Here is a 2470-nt window from a genome sequence, read left to right as displayed (position 1 = left end):
TCAGCGTGCCGATCATTTACTTGTCCGCCGAAGACGATCTGGACAAGCAGCTCGATGCCATGAGCGAAGGCGGCGATGATTTCCTGACCAAACCGATCAAGCCCCGACACCTGATCACCACGGTGCGCAACCGCGCAGCCCGGGCGCGCAATCTCAAGGCGCGGATGGTCCGCGACAGCCTCACCGGCCTCTACAACCATACCCACATCTTGCAACTGCTCGAAGACTGCAGCTTCCGCGCTCGCCGCGAAGGCAAGCCCCTGAGCTTCGCCATGCTGGACATCGACCATTTCAAGCGAGTCAATGACAGCCACGGCCACCCCATGGGCGACCGGGTGATCAAGAGCCTGGCGCTGTTTCTCAAGCAGCGCCTGCGCAAGACCGATTTCATCGGGCGCTACGGCGGCGAAGAGTTCGCCATCGTCATGCCCGACACCGACATCGATGCGGCCTGCAAGGTACTGGACGAAATCCGCCAGCGTTTTGCCGAAATCCATTACCCGGCCCAACCGCAAGACCTGTGGTGCACCTTCAGCGCCGGGGTGGTGGAGATGAGCGAGGAGTCCGACAGCCTGATGATGGCCAGCCAGGCGGACGAAGCGCTGTACCGCGCCAAGCACGCAGGGCGCAACCGGGTGCAGAGCGCCAGGCAATCAAAGCAAAGTGCCACTTTTTCATCGGAATCCACTGATTCGGTCATAAACGTGTAACGCAAACGCAATAACTTCAGGCACTTACGATTCTGCCCCCGGTAGACCCTTGATGCGCCTGAAGCTGCTGACCAATCTCAACACCCTTCTTTTAGTTGCCGTGTGCCTTGGCCTTGGCGCCACCTTGTGGTGGTCGCAGATCGCCTTGGAACGTCCCTATCTGATGATGGAGCGCTACTTGGGCCTTTCGCGGCAGTTCCAGGGCGAAGTGGCACGCAACATCGAAGATTACCTGGCCAGCGGCGACGCCCTGCGCCTCAGCGCGGCCACCCAAGCGCTGGAAAACCTGCAAAAGGAGCTGGACCAGTTCCCGCCGGACCTGGCCAAGGCCTTGCGCCCAAGCCTGGCCAGCCTCGATAGCTTCAGCAAGACCGACCTGCTGGCCGCCGGCAAACTGGCCGGTGATCCCCAGGCCCTGTTGTTGCAGGCCGAACGGGAACTGAGCGCCAGCCTCGATCAATTGGCCCAGTACGCCAACGGCGCGCCCGCTTATCTGCCGCCGCTGTTCGCCGCGTCGCAGCATCTGGGCCGGCTGTCCCTCGCCCGGGACAAACTGGTCAGCAGCGGCCGCAGCGAACTGGCCGCCGACGTTGAAAGGGAGCTTGTCAGTATCCGTGCCCAGGCCCAACAGCTCGATGGCCTGCCCTTGCTTGGCGTCACCGCCAGCAGCGAATCGGGCAGCGACGATTTTGCCGCCATGATGGGTTTGGAGTCTCAGGAAAAGACCGCCACCGAAGACGCCGGTATCGCGCTCAAGCGTGAGCTCAACAGCCTGCTCGGACGTTACCCGGCGGAACTGGCCCGCACCCGTGAATTGATCCAGAAACGCACGGATCTGAGCGATGCCTCTCATCTGAAAACCACCGACGTGCAACAAGCGATCAATGCGATGGAGCCTGCGGTGCGCGCCCAGCACGGACGAATCCAGGGCGAGGTACGCATGATCCAGGGCGTGATGATCGGCCTCATCCTGCTGATCGCACTGCTCATCGACACCCTCCAGCGGCGCCTGGCCCGGACACTGACCCGCCTCGCTCCGGCCTTGTCGACCTGGGCAGAGGGGGATTTCAGCGGCGACGTCCACGTGGGCGCGAGCAACCGTGAGCTGAAGGATATAGAAGCCTCTCTCAATCGCCTGCGCGCTTATCTGGTGGACCTGGTGGGCGCCATCCGCCAGAACGCCGAACAGGTGGCGGGCAGCAGCCGGGCCCTGGCCGAGTTGAGCGGCGAGTTGCACAGCGGCGCCGAACACCAGGCGGGCGATACCGCGCTGATTCGCGACTCCCTCAGCGAACTCGAGGCGACTATCCAGCAGGTCGCGGGCGATGCCAGCCAGGCCGCCGATGCCAGTCGCAGCGCCGGAAACGCCGTGGAACATGGCCAGAAGGTCATCGGCCTGAGCCTGGCCGGGCTCCATGCGCTGGTGGGCGAGGTGCAAGGCAACGCGCAAATGATCGAACAACTGGCCGAGGAGTCGGCGACCATTGGCGGTGTGCTGACCGTCATTCGCTCGATTGCCGACCAGACCAACCTGTTGGCCCTCAACGCCGCCATCGAAGCCGCCCGCGCCGGGGAAATGGGCCGCGGCTTTGCGGTGGTGGCCGAGGAAGTCCGCTCCCTGGCCCAGCGCACGGCTGGCGCCACTTCGGAAATCCAGGCACTGATCGCCCGCCTGCAACTGGCCGCGCGCCAATCGGTGGAGGGCATGCGCGCCCAGGTCGAGCACGCCGAAGCCACCGCCAACCAGGCACAAGCAGCCG

General features: G+C 64.0%; 2 protein-coding genes. Both read left to right on the top strand.

Translation table 11 applies throughout. The features are described 5' to 3' along the window. The coding region (locus OC610_RS25565; protein ID WP_264431807.1) for a GGDEF domain-containing protein at positions 1 to 710 on the top strand (710 nt) is incomplete at its 5' end. 52 nt (positions 711 to 762) lie between these two features. After that, on the top strand, positions 763 to 2470 hold a 1708-nt coding region (locus OC610_RS25560; RefSeq protein ID WP_264431806.1), incomplete at its 3' end, for a methyl-accepting chemotaxis protein.

The sequence above is a fragment of the Pseudomonas agronomica genome (genome assembly GCF_025917275.1).
In the GTDB taxonomy this organism is placed as follows: domain Bacteria; phylum Pseudomonadota; class Gammaproteobacteria; order Pseudomonadales; family Pseudomonadaceae; genus Aquipseudomonas; species Aquipseudomonas agronomica.
Note: the sequence above shows the minus strand (reverse complement) of the source record. Positions and strands in the feature narration are given on the sequence as shown.